The 19,208-nt window shown below is 65.0% G+C and carries 18 protein-coding genes; 6 read left to right on the plus strand and 12 right to left on the minus strand.

Going from position 1 to position 19,208, the window contains the following annotated elements; translation table 11 throughout:
• Positions 1–232 (plus strand): hypothetical protein (locus ACESL9_RS02155; protein ID WP_372674449.1); only part of this gene is annotated, 232 nt, incomplete at its 5' end.
• A gap of 8 nt (positions 233–240) precedes the next feature.
• Here the strand turns inward: ACESL9_RS02155 and ACESL9_RS02160 are convergent.
• From ACESL9_RS02160 to ACESL9_RS02170, 3 genes are all read right to left on the minus strand, one after another.
• Positions 241–1,455: a 3-hydroxybenzoate 6-monooxygenase gene (locus ACESL9_RS02160; protein ID WP_372613759.1), complete on the minus strand. Its 1,215-nt coding sequence runs from the start codon at positions 1,453–1,455 to the stop codon at positions 241–243.
• A gap of 70 nt (positions 1,456–1,525) precedes the next feature.
• Positions 1,526–2,224 carry a fumarylacetoacetate hydrolase family protein gene (locus ACESL9_RS02165; RefSeq protein WP_372613761.1) on the minus strand — a complete coding sequence of 233 codons (699 nt, stop codon included), beginning with the start codon at positions 2,222–2,224 and terminating at the stop codon, positions 1,526–1,528.
• Entirely contained in the window at positions 2,221–3,258 is a 1,038-nt protein-coding gene (locus ACESL9_RS02170; protein WP_372613763.1) for a cupin domain-containing protein, read from the minus strand. The genes ACESL9_RS02165 and ACESL9_RS02170 overlap by 4 nt, the downstream gene beginning before the upstream one ends.
• 115 nt (positions 3,259–3,373) lie before the next feature.
• Here ACESL9_RS02170 and ACESL9_RS02175 point away from each other — a divergent pair, with 115 nt between their 5' ends.
• Entirely contained in the window at positions 3,374–3,853 is a 480-nt protein-coding gene (locus tag ACESL9_RS02175; RefSeq protein WP_372674450.1) for a MarR family winged helix-turn-helix transcriptional regulator, read from the plus strand.
• A gap of 117 nt (positions 3,854–3,970) precedes the next feature.
• On the opposite strand, the gene ACESL9_RS02180 is transcribed toward ACESL9_RS02175, so the two are convergent.
• The 5 genes from ACESL9_RS02180 to ACESL9_RS02200 all read right to left on the minus strand — a co-directional run bounded on the left by ACESL9_RS02180 (position 3,971) and on the right by ACESL9_RS02200 (position 10,432).
• Positions 3,971–5,293 carry an aspartate aminotransferase family protein gene (locus tag ACESL9_RS02180; RefSeq protein WP_372613767.1) on the minus strand — a complete coding sequence of 441 codons (1,323 nt, stop codon included), beginning with the start codon at positions 5,291–5,293 and terminating at the stop codon, positions 3,971–3,973.
• Between the two features lie 150 nt (positions 5,294–5,443).
• Entirely contained in the window at positions 5,444–5,866 is a 423-nt protein-coding gene (locus ACESL9_RS02185) for a universal stress protein (protein WP_372613769.1), read from the minus strand.
• 13 nt (positions 5,867–5,879) lie between these two features.
• Positions 5,880–8,504 (minus strand): TRAP transporter permease, encoded by a 2,625-nt coding sequence (locus ACESL9_RS02190; protein ID WP_372613771.1) that lies wholly within the window; start codon positions 8,502–8,504, stop codon positions 5,880–5,882.
• A gap of 126 nt (positions 8,505–8,630) precedes the next feature.
• On the minus strand, positions 8,631–9,596 hold the full coding sequence (locus ACESL9_RS02195; protein ID WP_372613773.1) for a TAXI family TRAP transporter solute-binding subunit: 966 nt from the start codon (positions 9,594–9,596) through the stop codon (positions 8,631–8,633).
• A gap of 539 nt (positions 9,597–10,135) precedes the next feature.
• A complete protein-coding gene (locus ACESL9_RS02200) occupies positions 10,136–10,432 on the minus strand; it encodes a nickel-binding protein (RefSeq protein ID WP_372613775.1) in 297 nt (98 codons plus the stop codon).
• Between the two features lie 169 nt (positions 10,433–10,601).
• On the opposite strand from ACESL9_RS02200, the gene ACESL9_RS02205 reads away from it, so the two are divergent.
• Positions 10,602–11,675, plus strand: a complete 1,074-nt coding sequence (locus ACESL9_RS02205; protein WP_372674451.1) for a GlxA family transcriptional regulator — start codon at positions 10,602–10,604, stop codon at positions 11,673–11,675.
• A 42-nt stretch (positions 11,676–11,717) separates the two neighbouring features.
• Here ACESL9_RS02205 and ACESL9_RS02210 read toward each other — a convergent pair whose 3' ends face one another.
• Together ACESL9_RS02210 and ACESL9_RS02215 are read right to left on the minus strand one after the other, a co-directional pair.
• On the minus strand, positions 11,718–12,983 hold the full coding sequence (locus tag ACESL9_RS02210; protein ID WP_372613780.1) for a transglutaminase-like domain-containing protein: 1,266 nt from the start codon (positions 12,981–12,983) through the stop codon (positions 11,718–11,720).
• Complete coding sequence (locus ACESL9_RS02215; protein WP_372613782.1) at positions 12,980–13,486, minus strand: ArsR/SmtB family transcription factor; 507 nt, start codon at positions 13,484–13,486, stop codon at positions 12,980–12,982. Before ACESL9_RS02215 ends, ACESL9_RS02210 begins: the two co-directional genes overlap by 4 nt.
• A gap of 331 nt (positions 13,487–13,817) precedes the next feature.
• Here ACESL9_RS02215 and ACESL9_RS02220 point away from each other — a divergent pair, with 331 nt between their 5' ends.
• Genes ACESL9_RS02220 through ACESL9_RS02230 form a run of 3 tightly spaced genes read left to right on the plus strand, consistent with a single transcriptional unit; the run spans position 13,818 to position 16,712 of the window.
• The gene (locus ACESL9_RS02220; protein ID WP_372613784.1) at positions 13,818–14,759 is read left to right on the plus strand and encodes a tripartite tricarboxylate transporter substrate binding protein; all 942 of its coding nucleotides are present in this window, start codon (positions 13,818–13,820) and stop codon (positions 14,757–14,759) included.
• 18 nt (positions 14,760–14,777) lie between these two features.
• Positions 14,778–15,197 (plus strand): tripartite tricarboxylate transporter TctB family protein, encoded by a 420-nt coding sequence (locus ACESL9_RS02225; RefSeq protein WP_372613786.1) that lies wholly within the window; start codon positions 14,778–14,780, stop codon positions 15,195–15,197.
• A 9-nt stretch (positions 15,198–15,206) separates the two neighbouring features.
• A complete protein-coding gene (locus ACESL9_RS02230) occupies positions 15,207–16,712 on the plus strand; it encodes a tripartite tricarboxylate transporter permease (RefSeq protein ID WP_372613788.1) in 1,506 nt (501 codons plus the stop codon).
• 67 nt (positions 16,713–16,779) lie between these two features.
• Here ACESL9_RS02230 and ACESL9_RS02235 read toward each other — a convergent pair whose 3' ends face one another.
• Entirely contained in the window at positions 16,780–17,556 is a 777-nt protein-coding gene (locus tag ACESL9_RS02235; protein WP_372613790.1) for an IclR family transcriptional regulator, read from the minus strand.
• A gap of 20 nt (positions 17,557–17,576) precedes the next feature.
• Positions 17,577–19,208, minus strand: coding sequence for a GMC family oxidoreductase (locus ACESL9_RS02240; protein ID WP_372674452.1), 1,632 nt, complete (start codon positions 19,206–19,208; stop codon positions 17,577–17,579).

The raw sequence follows: 19,208 nt of genomic DNA on the forward strand, positions 1-19,208 counted from the left end.
CTCCGCCACTTGCCCTCTCGAAAGCGTTCTCCTGGTCGGGTTATGCGTGGGATGTCTGGTTGAAAGGCGAGATGGAAAGCAGATTGGCGGTCAGTTTTCGATAAAGATCAACATCCGGTTCCGTGCTGAAGTCGCGGCGCAATCATTTGGCGCGCAAACGACCAATCCACCGCGGGTAATCGCCCTTTTCAGCACATTGCCCGAAATGCCTGCTCACCATTGCCAAATGTGATGCAGTTCTCATTGCCCCGGCATGGTCTCTCGGCTCACCGCACCATCGAGTCCCGTGGTGCCGTAGAGCCACGCAATCTCGTCATACCATTCCTCGGGTCCGCGCGCCCGCATTACCGCGTTGCGCAATTCCGCATGGGCGCCAGCGGGATGATAGACATGGTTGCCAAGCTCCCGGCTTTGAAGCTGGATTCGGGCGGTACGCAGCCGACGCTTGGCCTGGTAATCCTGCAATACGGCCCCGATATCATCGAACCGGCCCTCAACCTGCGCGGCAAGACATACGGCATCCTCCATCGCCATGCAGGCGCCTTGCGCCATGTATTGCAATTGCGGATGCGCCGCGTCGCCCAACAGGGCCACCCGCCCGTCGACCCAGTTCAACGCCGGATCGCGGTCGCACAGCACCCAAAGCCGCCAGTCCTTGCCCTTGTCGATGATCTGGCGGGCAACGGGCGCAACATGCTCGAATCCCTTGCGCACCTCGTCATGGCCGACCGGTTTGCCTGCAACCGGCTCGGCCGCGTCGTTGTGATAGGTCACGACAAGGTTGAAGAGCTTCCACCCCGAAAGCGGGTAATGCACGATATGGCATTTCGGCCCGGCCCAGAGCGTCGCCGCGTTCCAGCGCAGATCCTCGGGCATGTCCCCGGTCGGGATGACCGAACGATAGGTCGTATGCCCGCTGACCCGCGGCGCGCCATCGCCGATCACCCGTTTCCGGATATTCGACCAAAGCCCATCCGCCCCGATCAGCGCGCGCCCCTTGACCCGCTCGCCATCGACAAGGATCGCGGTCACGCTGCCTGCGTCCTGGTCGTAGTCGATCACCTCGGCCCCACTGCGCAACTCCACCAGGTCATGCGCACGGGCGGCCCGCAGGAACACACCATAGAGATCGCCACGGTGAACGACCGCGTAAGGGTTGCCAAACCGCTTTCGGAACGCGTCACCCAGCGGAATGCGTGTGATCTCGTGCCCGCTCATCGCGTCCATGAGGCGCAGATTGTCGATATAGACCGCCATATCGCGGGCCGCATCACCCACGCCAAGGTAATCAAAGGCGTGGAACGCGTTGGGGCCAAGTTGAATGCCCGCCCCGATTTCGCCAAGTTCCGGCGATTTCTCCAGAACGACCGACCGGACTCCCTTCTGGGCCAGACCGCTGGCGGTGGCCATGCCGCCGATCCCGCCCCCCGCGATCAGGATTCTGTCTTGCGTCATGATACATCCCCCTCGCCCCGGGCCCGGTTCGGGTTGTCCGGTGAAACCTGCTGCCTCTTGCTTTCCGGCCTTATTCCGGGTCAGTCAGCGACAATCCGATCGGGTCAAGCCCGTCTATCCCGCCCGTGATCCGGTCACCGGCGACCACGGCGCCCACACCGGCCGGCGTGCCCGTCATGATCACGTCACCGGGTGCAAGGTGATAGAAACGCGAGAGGTGTTCCACAACTTCCTCGCAACTCCAGACCAGTTCGGCCAGCGTCGCGTCCTGTTTGATCTCGCCATTCACTTCCAGATGAATACGCTGATCCGCCACCTTGCCGAAATCCTCGGCCCGGGTCATTGGCGCCAGCACGGCCGAGCCTTCGACATCCTTGCCCAGGTCCCAGGGCCGGCGTTTGTCCTTGCCGTCCTGTTGCCGGTCACGTCGCGTCATGTCGAGCGCACAGCCATAGGCATAGATTGCCGCAGTCGCTTCGTTGCGTGTCGCGCGAAAGACCGGCTTGCCGATCGCAATGGCCAATTCCATCTCGTAATGGAAATTCTCGGTGCCCGGCGGATAGGGCTGCACCGCGCCCGAGTGCGCCGCGTGCGCCACCGACTTGGTGAAATACCACGGCGATTCGCGGTCGACCTCGGCCCCCATCTCGGCGGCATGGGCGGCATAGTTGCGTCCCACGCAAAAGATGCGCCGCACCGGGTATTCCGCGCTTTCACCCTTCACGGGAATGGAAAACACCTCGGGGGCGTCGAACAGATAGTCGGTCATCGGCTGCGTTCCTCGTAATATCCCAGCTTGTCCTGGAGCGGTCGGTCATGAACGCGCACGAGAAAGGATTCCTCGTCCGCATCGTGGGTGATTTCGGCAAAGACCGGCACACTGAACGTGTCTTTCGGCCCCCACTCGAAAGTCTCACCGTTGATCCGCGTCTTGCCACGGCCCTTGATGACGTGAAAGGCCGCCGAAGAGGATCGCAATGGCGGCTCGTGTTTCGACCCCGCCGGGAGCATCATGGCCGTAAACCCCATGGTTGGGAGGATGTCTGCACCGGTCTCGGGATTCACATAATCAAGCTCCGCGATCTCGTCCCCGCCATAAGCCGCCAACTCGCGCAGCGCCCCCTCGGTGCGCGTCCAAGGGTAGCGCATCATCGGATAGCGCCGTACCCCTGCCCCGGGTTTCCGTGTCGGCGCGAGCCCGGCCGAAAGATATTCCACCTGGCTGGCATCCGGGCGGTTGCGTTGGGCCTGCAACGGTCCCTCCTTGGCGTAAGAGCCTTCAAGATAGTAGAAGAGCGGAAGATCAAGCGCATCGAGCCAGACAACCGGCTCTTCGCCCTCATGCCCATGATCATGCCATTCTCCGCCGGGAGTGAGCACGAGATCGCCTTCCTCCATGGGAAGTTTCTCGCCATCAACGACAGTAAAGCCACCTTTGCCCTCGACGATGATCCGCACTGCCGAAGGAGTGTGCACATGTGCTGGCGCGGTTTCCCCCGGCAGAAGCAGCTGAAGCCCCAGATAGATCGAGGCCGTGGCCTGCATCGCCCCCACGCCGCGCCCGGGATCGGAGAGAACGAGAACCCGGCGTTCGGCCTTTTCCACCGGGGTCAATTCGCCCGCACGGATGAGAAGCGGGCGGATCTTCTCGTAATTCCAATACCCGGCCGCGGTCTGCGGCTTGGGCGCACCGTGCGGCAACACGTTGCGCATCATCGGCCACAGGGGCGCGACCCCGGCCTTTTGCATATCCGCGCGGTAATCCTCGGGCAGATCTTCCAGCGTTCCCAGTTGCGGCGACATGGCGGTTCCTCCTCACCCTGATTTTTAGTATGCATACATACTACAATCCCATTCGTCAAATTTGCATGTATGCTTATCAAAGGCTAATCTTCCAGCAATGTAATCGGAGTTGGGCGTGAACGAAATCCATAGCATGGCCGGGCACTTGATCCGCCGTCTGAACCAGATATCAATGGCGGTCTTTTCCGAACGGATGAGCGAGATCGGGGTCGAGTTGACGCCGGTGCAGTATGCGGCGTTGTCGTCGATTCGCGATGTTCCGGGGATTGACCAGGCAACGCTGGCCGGGGCGATTGCCTATGACAAGGCCACAATAGGTGGTGTCGTGGACCGGTTGACGGGCAAGGGATTGATCCTTCGCAGCCAATCGTCGCGTGATCGCCGCGCGCGGGCGCTGACGATCACGGCCGAGGGAGAGGCCGTCTTTCAAAGGGTGACCCCGCATGTCCGCGCGCTTCAGAACGACATTCTTTCGGGGCTGGACGAGGACGAAAAAGCCAGTTTTCTCAGGCTTTTACGCAAGACAACCGAGGCCGGCAACGCGCGCAGCCGGGCCCCCTTGAGGCGACAGGATGCGGGCGAGGCCGCAGGTTAACCGGATTTTTCGCACACCGACCCTGGGGGGTGATCTCCGGCTGCGCCCCGGCTGACACGCGTGCACCGCCGCACTGCGGCATTTGTTAACGAACCATTCAGTTAACCCGCCGCACGCTCAGCCGATCACCGTTTTCACCGCACGCGACAGCCGGGTCACCACCTCGTCCACCTGTGCGTCGTCCATGATGAAGGGCGGTGCCAGCAACACGTGATCGCCCTGTCGCCCGTCGATCGTGCCCGACATCGGGTAGCAGATCAGCCCCTCGGCCATGGCCGCCGCCTTGAGCTGCCCGGCGACGCTGCGCGACGGATCGAACGGCGCCCTGGTGGCGCGCTCCTCGACGAACTCGACCCCGAGGAAAAGCCCCCGCCCCCGGATGTCACCGACATGCGGGTGCTGGCCGAATTCGGCATCGAGCGCGGCGCGCAGTTTCGCGCCCTTGTCGCGCACATTGGCGATGAGATCGCGCTCGTCGAACGCCTTGAGCACCGCAACACCCGCCGCCGCCGCCGTGGCGTGCCCCAGATAGGTATGCCCGTGCTGGAAGAAGCCCGAACCATCGCGGATTGCGTCATAGATCCGGTCCTGGCACATCATCGCGCCGATCGGCTGATAGCCCGCGCCCAGCCCCTTGGCGATGGTGACGATGTCGGGGGCGATCCCCTCCTGCTCGCAGGCAAAGAGGGTGCCGGTGCGCCCCATCCCGCACATCACCTCGTCGAGGATCAGCAAGACGCCATGCCGATCGCAGATCTCGCGCACGCGCCTGAAATAGCCCGGCGGCGGGGTGAGCGCCCCGGCGGTGGCCCCGCCCACGGTTTCGGCTATGAAGCACATCACGTTTTCCGGGCCCAGCGCCTCGATCCGCGCTTCGAGCTCGGCGGCAAGGCGCGCGCCGTAATCCTCGGGGCTCTCGCCGGTCGCGCGGTCACGGTAATCATAGCAGGGAGAGACCAGATGCGTGTCGATCAGCAGCGGCGCAAACGGCGCGCGGCGCCATTCGTTGCCCCCCGCCGCCAGCGCGCCAAGCGTGTTGCCGTGATAGCTTTGCCGCCGGGCGATGATGTGGCGCCGGTCCGGCTCGCCCTTCTCGACGAAATATTGCCGGGCGAGCTTCAGCGCCGCCTCGACCGCCTCGGAGCCGCCCGATACGAAATATACGCGGTTCAGCCCCTCGGGCGCGCGGGCGGCCAGCATGTCGGCCAGTTCCTCGGCCGGGTCGGAGGTGAAGAACCCGGTGTGGGCAAAGGCCAGTTGATCGATCTGGGTCTTGACCGCCGCGCGCACCCCCGCATCGGAATGGCCGAGACAGGAGACCGCGGCACCGCAGGAGCCATCGAAATAGCGCTTGCCGTCGCTGTCGATGAGGTAACAGCCATCACCCGCCACGGCGCGGGGCAACGTGGCGCGGGCATGACGCGGAAAGACGTGTGACATGGGGGTTGGTCCTTTTCTTTTACCCTGTCGGGTTTCACTCAATCGAATTCACTCCGTCCGTGCTGCTTGCAGCCCGGGCAGCACCCACCCCGGGTCGGGCGCTGCCCTTTCGTTGGGCGTCGGCCGAATCCCATTCAAGCGCAACATGCCCTAGCGGATCACCGTCACCGATTGGCGCGCGTGGCGCACCACCCGCGCGGCGTTGGGGCCGAGAAGGTAATCTTTCATCTCGGGCCGGTGCGAGGCCATCACGATCATGTCCACGCCAAGGTGATCGGCGACGCCGGTGATTTCCTTGTAGATCGTGCCATGGCGCACATGCGGGACGGGCGCGACCTCGTGGGGGAAATGTTCGGCTATGAAGGTATCGAGCGCGGCCTCGGTTTCCTTGATCGCGGTCTCGGAATAGTCCTTGGGGAAATAGGAGCCGACGATTGCCATGCCGTAATCGGGAATCACGGTCAGCACATGCAACTCCGCCCCCAGCGTCCGCGACAGCATCACCGCGTGTTCGATGGACGCGTCCCACCCTTCCTGATGGGCCAGATCAATGGCCAGAAGAACCTTTTTCATCGCAACGCTCCTTTCACGCCATGGCGGCGGCGCCCTGGCGCGCGCGGCCCGTCTGCAACCAGATGATCAATCCCAGCAGAAGCAGCGCCGGGATGTAGAACACCTCCTTGGGCATCCGGTCGGCCTCTTCCTCGACGGTGATGACCTCCCAGTCGAAGTCGATGCCCTGCTCTTGCAGGTCACCGCCGAAATCGAGGTTATCGACATAGACACGGCCGTCTTCCTCGGTCCGGAAGGCAATGCCGGCATTGGTTTGCAGGCGTGCCGCGCCGTCCCCGTCGGATCGAGACCCCAGATCGAGTGCAACCGTCGTCGCCTTGATCTGCCCGGTGGAGAAATCCTCGCCCTCGAGTCGCACCCGAAGCTGTGCGTCATCCGGCGCCTCGTCGGCCATCTCGACCAGCCGGGCAGGTTCGACATGCACGTAAGGGTCTTCGACCATGTCGAGCCAGAAACCCGGCCGGAACAGCGTGAAGGCGATGAGCAGGAGCGCCACGCTTTCCCAGATTCGCGACCGGGTGATGAACCATCGCTGTGTCGCCGCCGCGAAGAGCAGCATCGCGATGAGTGCGACGATGAAGACGAAGACCGCCTTCAGCGGACCGACATCAATGAGCAGAAGCTCGGTGTTGAAGATGAAGAGAAACGGCAGGATCGCGGTGCGGATATCATAGGAAAAGCCGATGACACCGGTGCGGATCGGATCACCCTTTGAAATCGCCGCCGCGGCAAAGGCGGCAAGGCCCACGGGCGGCGTGTCGTCGGCGATGATGCCGAAGTAGAAGACGAACATGTGCACCGCGATGAGCGGCACGATCAGGCCCGATTGCGCCCCCACCGTCACGATCACCGGCGCCATCAGCGAGGTGATCACGATATAGGTGGCCGTCGTGGGCAGGCCCATCCCCAGCACGAGGCTGAACAGCGCCACGAAGATCAGCATCAAGAGCAGGTTGCCGCCCGAGATCACCTCGATGAATTCGCCGATCACCTGGTGCGCGCCGGTCAGGCTCACCGTGCCGACGATGATGCCCGCGGTGCCGGTGGCCACGGCGATGCCGATCATGTTGCGCGAGCCCGCGATCATGCCGTCGATGAACTCGCCCCAGCCGCGCGACCAGTGGGTGGGCGTGCCATCGCGGAACATCGCCTTGAGCGGGTGCTGGGTCAGCATGATGAAGATCATCGCGAGCGTCGCCCAGAAGGCCGCGAGCCCCGGCGAGAGCCGTTCGATCATCAGGTTCCAGATCAGCACGATCACCGGCAGGGCGAAATAGGCACCGGTGCGCGCGACCGGGCCCGCTTCGGGCAGTTCGATGAAGGGGGCGTTGGGGTCATCGACCTCGAGATCGGGGGTTTGCGCGGCCCAGCGCACAAGCCCGAGATAAGCCACCAGGAAAAGCGCCGCCATGCCCGGCAGGGACCACGCGCCCAACAGCGGCTTGAGCCAGCCGAGACCGTAATAGATGATCAGGCAGAGCGCGCAGAACACGGCGACCCCAAGCATGAATCTGGCCAGCCTCTGCGCGAGGCTGCGCGCCGGTCCGCTGCGCGGCAGCCCTTCGAGACCCATTTTCGCGGCTTCGAGATGCACGATATAGACCAGCGCGATGTAGGAGATCACGGCCGGGAGAAAGGCGTGCTTGACCACTTCGAGATAGGAAATGCCGACATATTCGACCATCAGGAAGGCCGCGGCACCCATCACCGGCGGGGTGAGCTGCCCGTTGGTCGAGGAGGCCACCTCGACCGCGCCGGCCTTCTCCGCCGGGAAGCCCACGCGCTTCATCAGCGGGATGGTGAACGTGCCGGTGGTCACGGTGTTGGCAATGGATGACCCCGAGATAAGCCCGGTCGCCGCCGAGGCCACGACGGACGCCTTGGCCGGACCGCCCTTGAGATGGCCCATGAGGGCGAAGGCCAGCTTGATGAAGTAGTTGCCCGCCCCCGCCTTGTCCAGCAGCGAGCCGAACAGCACGAACAGGAACACCATCGAGGCCGAAACGCCAAGCGCGATGCCGAAGACACCCTCGCTCTGCATCCAGAAATGGCCCATCGCCTTTGCAAAGGATGCGCCCTTCCATTGCATCGCGTCGGGAAAGAAACCGGAGTCTCCGAAAAAAACGTATAGCACGAAAATGCCGGCCACGATCACCATAGGCAGGCCCAGCGCACGATAGGTCGCCAGCAGAACCGCCGAGAGGCCGATGGCCGAGGCCACGACGTCACCCCGCGTCCAGAGCCCCGGGCGACCGGAAATCGCGTCCTGGTTCCACAGAAGATAGAGCGTGGCATAAAGTCCCGCCGCGAGCAGCAACCAGTCATACCAGGGGAGGCGGTCGCGCGGCGCGCTGCGAAACATCGGGTAGGCCAGCGTCGCCAGCGTCAACCCGAACGCAAGGTGCAGCACGCGCTGCACGTCCGACGTGATGTAGATCCAGTTCTGCCCGGTCCATCCGGCCACCAGCGCCGGCAGCGGCGAAGCGTTGAGCACCTGCCCGAAGGCCCAGATCAGCGCCACGGCGGCGATCAGCCTGCCCTGCCAGCCGGTCGGGTTGCGCGCGCCCACGTCGAGATCGGCGACAAGGGCCGCCGCGTCGGTCACACCACCCGGGCCGTTTTGGTTCTCTTTGGCCATTCCTTTACCCCCTGTCCCGGTCAATTTCCGGTCGCTCGGACAACCCGGGCGTTTTGCGCGCCCCTTGTTGGCATGGTTGCCGAACCAAAAGGCGCGGGGGCCGAAACCCCCGCGCCCGCGCCCTCATCATTCCATGAGGCCGAGTTCCTTGTACGCCTTGACCGCACCGGGATGCAGCGGGGCCGACAGGCTGTCGCTGATCATTTCCTCGGCTTCGAGGTTGGCAAAGGCCGGGTGCAGCTTGCGGAAATCATCGAGATTGCCCAGCACCGCCTTGGCCACCTGGTAGACCGCTTCGTCCGAAACCTCGGCCGAGGTCACGAAGGTCGCGCCGACGCCAAAGGTGGTGACGTCATCGGGGTTGCCCGGATACATGCCGCCGGGGATGGTTGCGACACGGTAATAGGGGTTGTCCTCGACCAGCTTGTCGATCTCGGGCGCCTCGGCCGAGACCAGTTTCGCGTCGCATTTTGCCACGGTCTCCTCGGTCAGCGCCGAAGGGTGCCCCACCAGCCAGAAATAGCCGTCGATCTGGTCGTCGCACAGCGCATCGCTGGTTTCGGCCGATTTCATCTGCGCGGCCAGCGAAAGGTCGTCACGGCTCCAGCCCATGGCTTCCTCGATCACTTCCCATGTGCCAAGCGTGCCCGACCCCGGGTTGCCGATATTGAAGCGCGTGCCGGGAATGTCGGTGATGTTCACGATGCCGCTGTCGGCGCGGGCGAGGATCGTCACCGGCTCGGGGTGAAGGGAAAAGACCGCGCGCAGATCCTCGAACGGGCCATCGTCCTCGAAACTCGAGGTCCCGTTATAGGCGTGATACTGCCAGTCGGACTGTGCCACGCCGAATTCCAGGTCGCCCGAGCGGATCGTGTTGATATTGTAGATCGATCCACCCGTCGACTCGACCGAACAGCGGATGCCGTGGTCCTGCCGATCCCTGTTGACGAGGCGGCAGATGGCGCCACCCGCGGGATAGTAGACACCGGTGATACCGCCGGTGCCGATCGAGACGAATTCCTGGTCCTGCGCTTGTACATGGCCGGTGGCCACCAGCGTTGCGGCGGCCGCCGCGAAAAGTTTGAGTTTCATATCGGAGTGCACTCCCTTGTTGTGACGATTTACGCGAGGACGCCCACCCGACCCGAAAGACCCGGCAAGGGGCATGCCCCGCATGTTTGAGGCGAGCCGGATCACTCCGGCCCAGCCCGACCAAGACGGGGTGCGATCGCCTGCACCCGCTTGTCCAGTACGAACGAGACTAAACCCGTGAAATCGTTTTTCCAACTCTTTCCTGAACGCGGTCCGCAGGAAGATCGGTCGCGTTGATCCCGCACGCCGGTTCCGGGATCATCCGGCAATGACACACGCGGGAAACCGCGCATAGTTCAACGGCGTCCCGGAATGTTCGACTGTCATGGAAAGAAACCCTGGGCGTGACAAGAGCTCACGAGCGCGCCCCGACGATGGCTTCGGCAAGCGTCGCGCGGTTCTTCCGACGCTTGATGCATGGCTTGACCTGACGCGGCGCAAGCTGGCGAACCACCTGCTTGTGGCGCGTCTCAGGCGCCAGGAAACACGTGTTTCCGGCCCGCCGGCCGATACCGGCGGGCCGGACTGTCCTCTCGCATTCAGACCCGCGTGACAGGTTGCGGATCGTCCCGTTTCAGTGCGGTGCCACGCACCACCTGGAAATCGTCGCTCGGGGCACCGATGCGTCGGCCATGTTCGCGGATGGCATCGGGATCGGATGCCTCGTAGACGCAGAGCGAGCCCATCCGACCGTCTTCCTCGGTCACGACATAGCTGCGGATCCAGCGCAGCCGGTCCTTCATCTGTTCGCCCACATGCAGGGATGCTTGGGTGGTTTTCTCGAGTTCCGCCTGGTTGGCCCAGACGCCATGACGGCGGATAATGTAGAGATCCATTTCTTCCTCCTTTGCGTTCCTTCGATACGATCAGTCTGGAGAAGGCCCTGTCACCCCGAAAGCCGGTGATCCTGCCATATCGCGATGGCAAACAGGCCATGCGCTGTGCCGCCGCTGGAAAAATCGGCCGGTTTGCGCCACACTGCGGGCGCGCAGCGGGTGGAGGGGCATGGCGGACGACATCGACAAGCTCGAGGTTGCGATCATCCTCGTCAACGAAGGCTACGCATCGACCGCCATCGGTCCGCTGGAGGTGTTCGCATCGGCCGGCGCGATGTGGAACGAGATGCGTGGCGCGCAGCCCGAGCCGTTGTTTCGGGTCTCGACGGCGTCCATAGACGGCCGGCCGGTCGAAAGCGCCTATGGCCTTCGTATCGCGCCGGATTGCGCGCTCGCAGATCTGGGGCCTGTCGATATCGTCATGGTCTCCGCCTCTGGACCGATGCCCGCGGAATGGATGACGCGCCACGCGGGGCTCCTGCCGTGGCTGCGCAAGAGATACGACGACGGCACACTCATTGCGGGCGTATGCTCCGGCGTGGCGTTTCTGGCCGAGGCAGGGCTCCTCGACGGGCGTCGGGCCACGACGCATTGGGGCGTGGCGGAGACCTTCCGCACCCGCTACCCGCGGGTCCACTGGCGCACCGATCTTCTCATTACCGAGGATTCCGGTCTGTTCTGCAGCGGCGGGGTGAACGCCGCGTCCGACCTCGGCCTCTATCTCGTGGAGCGTTTCTGCGGCCACCGCGTCGCGGTCGAGGCGGCGCGCGCCCTGTTGCTCGACATGCCGCGACCCAGCCAGTCCGGCTACGCGATCCTGCCGCTTTCCAAGCCGCACTGCGACGCGCAGGTGCGCAAGGCGGAAGATCACCTCAGCGCGCATTTCCGCCGCGACGTGCCCACGGACGAACTCGCCGAACTCGTCGGGATGAGCCGCCGCAACCTCGTCCGCCGGTTCAAGGCCGCCACCGGCTCGCGGCCAGGTAGCTACACCCAGATGCTGCGCGTCGCGGCAGCCCGCGCATTGCTCGAGGAGGGCGCCGCCTCGATCGAACAGGTGAGCCTTTCGGTCGGCTACTGCGACGTGGGCTTCTTCCGACGCGTGTTCAAGCGGTACAGTGGAATGACCCCCGCCGCCTATCGCGATCAGTTCGGACAGCGCAGACGCTCTTGGCCGCTGCGCCGGCCGAACGGCTCGCGTCGCCCCTCGAACCCAGCTGGCCGCCCGACCGGCCAGGGATGAGGTGCGCCGCTCGCGCTTGCCGGGCCATGGCACAAGGGCAGGTCAACCGGATCCTTCGGCCACGTTCCACCTTGCCAGTGCGGTTGCGGTCCGCTTGCGCAGGGCAGCCTCGGTCTTCAACCACAGGGCCGAGCGCAGCCGCATCAGGCGCAGGTTACGCAGCAGGCCCACGCTGAAGGCGGCGACCCAGATCCACACGCCGGCCTCGACCATCGGGGCCAGCACGGGCACGCCGGAGGCGAGGCCCGAAGCCAGCAAAACGGCGGTCGCGCCCTTGATCGGGTGCAGCGCCACGACATCGGCGCAGGCCAGCGGCCTGCGCGGGAGCCGCCGCGACGGCGCCTTCACACGGACCCGCCAGGCGCGCTGGCGGCGCAGCCAGCGCAGAGGGGTGGCCCTGGCCGGTCGGCGGATCGCGGGCCAGGGCAGTTGCAGGAAGGGCACCACCGGCGCCCCCTGCCAGCGCGGGGTCTCGTGCCAGATCGCGACCGCGCCAAGCCCCTCGCAGGTCAGGGTCAGGCCCGATACATCGCCCGGCCGAGCAACCGCGCCGGAAGGCCAGGGGATCGCGGTGTGCCGCGAGAACACGACGCGATAGGGATCAAGTCTGCCGACATGAGCAGCTGCGCCGCGCGCCGTTTCCAGAAGCGGGCCGAAATAGGCGCCCTCGCGCACGAAGTTCGGATCGACCGGGCACCAGCCCGCGCCGTCCCAGGCCTCGGCCCAGGCGTGCGGGGTCTGCATCCAGGGGGCGGTGATCAGCCCGAAGACCGGGCGCGCGGGGATGCCGATGGCATGGCACAGGGCGACGAAGACGAAGGCATATTCGCCGCAATCGCCCCAGCCGCGCGCGTATGACAGGGCGGCGCCGCGGGCGTCCTTGGGATAGCGATAGCGCAGCGCGTCTGCCGTCGCATGGGCGAGCGCGGCGATGCAGGCCTTTGCCCCCTCGATACCGCTCACGCTGTCCTCGGCCAGCGCGCGCAGCGCCGCGTCGGGTGCGGTCATCGGCCCGAGCGAGCGGTCCGCGGGCCCCGGAGGCGGCAGGTCGAGGTGATCGCCCGGACGCAGCCGGCGGGTCTCGATCCGGGCCGAGATCTCGACGGCTTCGCCATGCCGGAGCCGGACCAGGCGGCGATGCCCGTGCATGTCCTCGATATGGGCGCCTTCGGGCGCGCGCAGGTCGCGGACCCGCTGGTAGCCGTCATCGCAAGGCAGCGGCAGCAGCACCTCCAGCGCCGGATCATCGGCAAAGCCCCAGGGATCGAAGCGGATCGAAAGGTCGCAGCGGAAGTTCTCGGCTCTCATGCGCCCTCCCGTCCGGTCTGCGGACCGCCCGCGGCGGCGATGGCAACAAGAAGCGGCACGACGCGATCGGCGGGAACGTCATAGCATCCGCGACGCTCGGCCCGGAGCCAGCCCGTCGCGGTAAGCTCGCGCAGGTGGTGGTGCAACTGCCCGGTGGTGCCATCGCCCAAGGTGCGCACCAGCGCCGCCGTTTCCCGCGTCCCGGCCAGCACCGCATTCAGCAACCGCAACCGCACCGGGTGGCCGAGCGCGGCCAGCGCGGGCGCGATATCACTCCAATCCGCATCAAGCAGCCCGCTCGCCGGATGACCCATCTGCCACTCGACCCGCCGACCGCCCGGAAGCGCAAGACTGCCCGCGAAGGCCACGCCGCTGCCCTCGGGCGCTTCGGTCCGCAGGCGATCGAGCACGGTCTCGCCCGTGACCGGGCGCGGCGCTTCGAGCCGCCCGACACGGGCCTCAAGGGCGGCAAGCCGCTCGACCAGATCCGTAGATGTCTCCATTGATCATCGCCCGCTGCTACGTTATTACGCTTTTACGTATTTACATCGCGGCAATACGTCAAGCCCGAAGCTGCATCCGGCAGACCTGTCATGACCGAAAGCACGAGATCGTCGGCCGTGCTGCCGTTCCCCCGGCCATACCGTGAGGGCGCGGGAAACCGGCGCTCCTGACGGTGGATATGGCGACGCGGCTTGCCGGAAGGATCACGCCCGGGCCGGCAGCGACGAGAACCGCCCGTCGCAGTATACCCTTGATCAATCGGCAGAATCAGACGACCTTGTCGACAAACGACAATCCACTTGGGGAATGTCGACTGAACGGGAGGAAGACATGAATATCGCAAAGAAAATCAAGGCACTTGCCGCCGTCTCGCTGGTTGTGCTGGCCGGCACCGCACAGGCGGAATGGGAGCCGGAGGGCAACGTATCGCTGCAGATCGGCTTTGGCGCCGGCGGCTCGACCGACACCATCGGCAGGATCGTGGCACAGACCATGAAAGAGCAAACCGGCTGGAACGTGATTGCCGAGAACAAGCCCGGCGGCGGCGGCATCGCCATGTTCACCGGCATCGCCAATCGCCCGGCCGACGGCACTGTCATCGGGCTTGGTGTGAGCATGCCGATCCTCGTCAACCTCGTGAATCGCCCCGATCAACTCAAGTTCGACCTCGACAGCTTCGACTATCTGGGCACTGCGGCACGCGCGCAGCTGGCGCTCATCGCCCGCTCGGACGCCCCCTTCGATGACGTGGCGGGGCTCGTGGAATATGCCAAGTCAAACGATGCGCCCATCGCCTTCGACGCCAAGCCGCAAGAGCTTGCCATGCGCTTTGTCATGGAGCAGTCGGGAGCCGAGTTCCAGTTCATGTCGACCAAGGGCGGCGCAGAGAATGCGAAGCTTGCGCTGGGCGGACAGGCGATCGCGGCATTCGAGGCCGGCGAACATCTTCCGTTCCTCGAAGCTGGCGATATCAAGATGCTCGCCTCGATGAACAACAGCCGGCACAACTACGCGCCCGACACGCCCACGCTGCAAGAGCAGGGCTATGACATCTATGTCGATCCGGTCTTCTTTTTCGCGACCACCGCAGGAACCCCCAGCGAGGCACGCGAGGCGCTCACCGCGGCGCTTGCCGAGGCCCTTGAAAGCGACGCGGTGAAGGAAGTGGTGCAAAACACGCTCAAGTCCCCGATCGAGAACATGGGACCGGAAGGCACCGAGCAAATGATGCGAGATGGCGTCACGAATGTCGGCGCGCTCTTTGCAAACTGATCTGGAAGCGCACGGCTGATGCTGACCGACAGGGTAACCGGCGGGTTTTTCATCCTGCTCGGGGTGGTCCTCTATCTCTGGGTCATCCCCTGGCAGGTTGAAACCGCCGATTATGGCTGGCTCAAACCGCGCACGTTGCCGCTTGCCCTTGCGGTCGTGCTCGGTCTTTGCGGCGTCGCGCTCATGGTCAAGCCGGTTGGCGATGCACGGCCCTCCACGTTCAACTGGCTGCGCGCGGCGCTCTTTGCCGGGGTGCTGGCGCTCGGGCTTTGGCTCATGGGCGTGGTCGGCTTTGTCTATGCGGCGTCGCCGTTGGCATTTGCCGTGATGTGGCTTGCCTACGAGCGGCGCTGGCTCTGGCTGGGGCTCGGCAGCGCCGTCATGCCCGCTGTCATCTGGGTCGTGATCACCATCGTGCTCGAACGCACCCTGCCATGAGGCCGATACATGCCTGAACTCGCGATCATTCTCGCCGGTCTCGGCGATGCGTTCACACCGGCCAACCTGTTTTTCGTCTTCGCGGGGGTGTTCGTCGGACAATTCGTCGGCGCCGTGCCCGGCATCGGCCCGATCATGGCGATGGCGATCGCGATCCCCTTCACCTTCGGGATGGACCCGCTCGCGGGGATCGGCTTTCTTGTCGGCGTCAACAAGGGCGGGCTTGTCGGCGGGGCCATCCCGGCGGTTCTTCTCAACACGCCCGGCACGCCCGACGCGGCCGCAACAGCCCTTGACGGCCACCCGCTTGCCCGCCAAGGCAAGCCGCTCAAAGCCACGAAAATGGCGCTCTATTCCTCTGTCACCGGCGACACGTTTTCCGACATCGTCCTCATAACCGTGTCGGCACCGCTGGCGCTGCTGGCGCTGCGCATGGGGCCAGTCGAGGTGTTCGGCCTGATGTTGCTGGCCTTTGCCGTGATCTCGGGGCTCATGGGGCGTTCGCTCGTCAAGGGCATCATTGCCATCGCGCTCGGGTTGCTGGCCGCCATGGTCGGCACCGACCCCGAGCATGGCACGCCGCGGCTCTATTTCGGCCAGTTCGAGCTTTACGACGGGATCCCGCTTCCGGCCATCGCCATCGGGATGCTCGCGATATCCGAGCTTCTGCGCCGGCTGAGCGAAAGTCGGCGCGAGGTGAACCCGGCGGTCCGGCTGCCACGGGGCCAGCCGCGCGAAGACAGCATGGTAAGCTGGCACGAATACTGGGCGTGCCGCTTCACGCTCGCCCGCGGCGCCGTGATCGGCACGTTGCTCGGGGCGCTTCCCGGCATCGGCTCAACGGCGGCCGCTTTCATGTCATACGCCACGACAAAGCAAGCATCCAGGGACCCGTCCAGCTTTGGCAAGGGCAATATCCACGGCATCGCCGCCACCGAATCGGCCAACAGCGCGGTCATGGGGGCAAACATGATCCCGCTTCTCACGCTCGGCATTCCCGGCTCTGTCGGCGCCGCGCTCATCATCAGTGCCTTCATGATCCACGGCATACAGCCCGGCCCCTTCCTGTTCGACACCCAGGGCCGCCTGATCTATGGCCTCTTTGGCGCCATGCTTCTGGCCAATCTCGGCAATCTCATCATCGGGCAGTTCGGTCTGCGCTTCTGGGTGCGGGTCGTTTCGGCGCCCGAGAGCTTCATATTCGCATCAGCGCTTCTCATGTGCTTTGTCGGGGTTTACCTGACCTCGGGCGGGCTCTTCGGCATCGCCGTGATGCTGGCCTTCGCCGCGCTTGCCTACGTGATGACGACGCTTGGCATCTCCGTCGTCGTTTTCATCATTGCCTTCTTTCTCGGGCCACGCCTCGAAGTTTCGCTCAGCCAGACGCTGGCATTGCTCAACGGCGACCCGACAAAGCTGCTCAACTATCCCGTTGGGCTCGTGCTGGCGTTGATCGCCCTAGTCACCACGGTTTTCCTTGCGCGGCGGAACAATGACCGCGCCGACCAGACCTGAGGCACGATGGCGCATATTCCCGGGCGGCCCGGATCGCGTGACCGCCTTTCGAAGGTAACGCGAGGCGTCATGTTGCGCTGCCTTGCAGGAAGAGGTGCGAAATCTCACTGGCGCGTCTTTGCAGCAAGTGCAGGTGCCCGCGCGCCCGGTCGAGCGTCATGCGCAGTTTCGGCGCATGGAAGGAGAGCGTCGCGTAGAGGCGCCCCTGCCCGTCGGTGATCGGCACGGCGAGCGCCACCATGCCCTCGATCGCCTCTTCGTTGTCCTCGCCCCAGCCGCGTGCGCGGGTCAGGCGCAGCTCGTCCAGCAGGCGTTCGGGGTCGGTGATGGTGTTGGGCGCGCGCCGCTCCAGGTCGGAACAGGTCAGCAGCGGGCGCAACTGGTCGTCGTCGAGACTGGCCAGCCAAACCTTGCCGGCCGCCGAGCAATGCAGCGGTATGCGACTCCCGACCGGCAGCGCGATCTGCAGCGGCCACTTGGTTTCGACCCGGTCGATATAGACAACCGCATCTCCGTCGCGCTGCGCGATGTTGCAGGTTTCGCCGATCTCTTCGGACAGGTCGCGCAGCACCAGCGACACAGCCGCGCGATGGCGCATCGTGGCGACCATGCCGGCGGCAAGCCGCTGCATGCGAAGCCCCGAGATATAGCCGCGCCCGTCGGCATTCCGGCGGATGAATCCTTCGGTCTCGAGCGTCGAGAGCAGCCGGTGGGCCGTGGGTTTCGGCAGGTCCATTTCCGCCATCACGTCGGCGGCCGTTACGGGCGTTTCGCTGGCACAGATGCGTTCGAGCAGCACCAGCAGCCGCAGATTTCCGGAAATCGTGGGGAGCTGTTCTGCCATCGGCCCTGGTGTCGTCCTCTCTAACGCGCGCGACGGTCGGCGCGGATCATGTCGCTGGCCTTTTCTCCGATCATGATCGCCGGGGCATTGGTGTTGCCCGAAACGATTTCGGGCATGATCGAGCAGTCGGCGACACGCAGGCCGCGCACTCCATGCACGTTCAGGCGCGAGTCGACAACCGCCGAAGGGCCTTGCCCCATGCGACATGTTCCCGAGGGGTGATAGATCGTTGTGGAGGTGTTGCGCACCCAGTCCAAAAGTGCGGCATCGTCATGGTCGCCCGGGCCGGGGCTGTGCGGGGTGCTGATTCGAGAGGCCAGCGGGGCCTGCGCGGCGATGGCCTGTGCCTGGCGGACACCGGCAACAATGGTCCGGCAATCGGTTTCGGTGCCGAGATAGTTCGCGCGAATCACCGGGTGGTCGCGCACATCGCCCGAACGCAGCGTCAGGTTGCCCCGGCTTTCGGGGCGTAGCTGGCAGACCGAGGCGGTGAAGGCGGAAAAGGGATGCACCCCCTCGCCGGGGCTGTCCGCGGACCACGGCTGGATATGATACTGGATGTCGGGCGTTTCCAGCCCCTCGCGTGTCCTGGCAAAGCCGATCACCAAGCTTGCCGCCATGGTCATCGGCCCGCGCCGGAACAGGGCGTAGCGCAGCCCGATCCGGGCTTTTCCGAAGAGGCTGCGCACCTCGTCGTTCAGGGTCGGCTCGTTGCACTTGAAGACCAGTCGCGCCTGAAGGTGATCCTGAAGGTTCCGGCCGACGCCGGGCAGATGCACGCGCGGTTCGATCCCGTGGCCGGCAAGCGTTTGCGTGTCACCGATTCCGGAGAGCATCAGGATCTGCGGAGAGCCGATCGCCCCGGCGGAAAGGATCACTTCGCCGCGCACCTTGACTGTATGCTCGGTTCCGTCGGGGTCGAGATAGCGCAAGCCGGTGACGCGCCCCTCGGTCAGGACGATCCGGCTGGTCTGGGCGCGGGTGATCACGGTGAGGTTCTCGCGCTTCATCGCCGGGCGCAGGAAGGCCACGGCGGCCGAACAGCGGCGGCCGTTCTTCATGGTCAGCTGGGCATTGGTCATGCCCTCCTGCTCGGGCCCGTTGATGTCGGGGTTGTAGGGGATGCCATACGCCTTGGCCGCCTCGATCCACGCCTCGCAGATGGCGCGGGACACGCGCATGTTCGAGACCGAGAGTGGCCCGCCCACCCCATGAAGGTCATCGGCGCCGCGTTCCTGGTCCTCGGACCGTTTGAAGAGCGGCAGCACATCGGACCAACCCCAGCCGGCATTGCCCATCTGGGCCCAGCGGTCGTAATCCTGCGGTTGCCCGCGCACGTAGAGCAGGCCGTTCAGCGAGGATGACCCGCCCAGCACCTTGCCGCGGGGCCAGTCGAGCGCGCGCCCGTTGAGCCCGGGATCGGGCTCGGTGCGATAGCACCAGTCCACCGACGGGTTGTGCATGGTCTTGAAGTAGCCCACCGGGATGTGGATCCACGGATTGCTGTCCGGACCGCCCGCCTCGAGCAGCAGGACGCGATCCTTCGGGTTCTCGCTGAGCCGGTTGGCAAGCACGCAGCCAGCCGACCCCGCACCGACGATGACATAGTCGAATTCGGCCCCGTCCATCCGCACCCCTCCCCGAAGCGACAT

Origin of the sequence: Aquicoccus sp., from assembly GCF_041686535.1 — a bacterium.
In the GTDB taxonomy this organism is placed as follows: Bacteria; Pseudomonadota; Alphaproteobacteria; order Rhodobacterales; family Rhodobacteraceae; genus Aquicoccus.

Coding starts and splice junctions, on each gene's coding strand:
- ACESL9_RS02190 (WP_372613771.1), bottom strand. CDS start 8,504: ATGGCCAAAGAGAACCAAAACGGCCCGGGTGGTGTGACCGACGCGGCG.
- ACESL9_RS02235 (WP_372613790.1), bottom strand. CDS start 17,556: ATGGCAGAACAGCTCCCCACGATTTCCGGAAATCTGCGGCTGCTGGTG.
- ACESL9_RS02170 (WP_372613763.1), bottom strand. CDS start 3,258: ATGTCGCCGCAACTGGGAACGCTGGAAGATCTGCCCGAGGATTACCGC.
- ACESL9_RS02220 (WP_372613784.1), top strand. CDS start 13,818: ATGAATATCGCAAAGAAAATCAAGGCACTTGCCGCCGTCTCGCTGGTT.
- ACESL9_RS02215 (WP_372613782.1), bottom strand. CDS start 13,486: ATGGAGACATCTACGGATCTGGTCGAGCGGCTTGCCGCCCTTGAGGCC.
- ACESL9_RS02160 (WP_372613759.1), bottom strand. CDS start 1,455: ATGACGCAAGACAGAATCCTGATCGCGGGGGGCGGGATCGGCGGCATG.
- ACESL9_RS02200 (WP_372613775.1), bottom strand. CDS start 10,432: ATGGATCTCTACATTATCCGCCGTCATGGCGTCTGGGCCAACCAGGCG.
- ACESL9_RS02240 (WP_372674452.1), bottom strand. CDS start 19,208: ATGTCGCTTCGGGGAGGGGTGCGGATGGACGGGGCCGAATTCGACTAT.
- ACESL9_RS02195 (WP_372613773.1), bottom strand. CDS start 9,596: ATGAAACTCAAACTTTTCGCGGCGGCCGCCGCAACGCTGGTGGCCACC.
- ACESL9_RS02165 (WP_372613761.1), bottom strand. CDS start 2,224: ATGACCGACTATCTGTTCGACGCCCCCGAGGTGTTTTCCATTCCCGTG.
- ACESL9_RS02225 (WP_372613786.1), top strand. CDS start 14,778: ATGCTGACCGACAGGGTAACCGGCGGGTTTTTCATCCTGCTCGGGGTG.
- ACESL9_RS02185 (WP_372613769.1), bottom strand. CDS start 5,866: ATGAAAAAGGTTCTTCTGGCCATTGATCTGGCCCATCAGGAAGGGTGG.
- ACESL9_RS02230 (WP_372613788.1), top strand. CDS start 15,207: ATGCCTGAACTCGCGATCATTCTCGCCGGTCTCGGCGATGCGTTCACA.
- ACESL9_RS02210 (WP_372613780.1), bottom strand. CDS start 12,983: ATGAGAGCCGAGAACTTCCGCTGCGACCTTTCGATCCGCTTCGATCCC.
- ACESL9_RS02205 (WP_372674451.1), top strand. CDS start 10,602: ATGGCGGACGACATCGACAAGCTCGAGGTTGCGATCATCCTCGTCAAC.
- ACESL9_RS02180 (WP_372613767.1), bottom strand. CDS start 5,293: ATGTCACACGTCTTTCCGCGTCATGCCCGCGCCACGTTGCCCCGCGCC.